Source organism: Neisseria sp. HMSC064E01 (assembly GCF_001808875.1).
Classification (GTDB): domain Bacteria; phylum Pseudomonadota; class Gammaproteobacteria; order Burkholderiales; family Neisseriaceae; genus Neisseria; species Neisseria sicca_A.
Genome location: NZ_KV794963.1, coordinates 644 through 1,094, shown reverse-complemented (window position 1 = coordinate 1,094; position 451 = coordinate 644).

Sequence of the window (451 nt, the reverse complement as noted above, 5' to 3'; positions counted from 1 at the left end):
GGGGAGGGAGCGGGTTGCAGCGGATTTTGCGGTTGCAGGCGATTTGAAAAGCAACTTGAATTTACAATCGTTGATTGCAGGCCGTCTGAAAAGTAAAAAGCAGCCAGTACAACCTATTTTTCTTGCAGAACCCTTAATCCCAACAGCCACCCCGTCCTCTCTCCCGTGGGAGAGAGCTGGAGAGGGGGCAACAAGCCGCAAGGCTTGTATTTGGGCGGTTGGAGTGTTGGGAAAGATTGCTTCAATTCGGGGAATGCCCTCTCCCCAGCCCTCCCCCACGGGGGAGGGAGCGGATTGCAGCAGGTTTTGCGGTTGCAGGCAGTTTGAGAAGCAGCTTGGGTTTACGGCCGTTGATGTAGGCCGCCTGAAAAACAAAAAGCAGCCCGCACAACCTGTTTTCCTTGCAGAACCTTTAACCCCAACAGCCACCCCGTCCTCTCTCCCCGTGGGA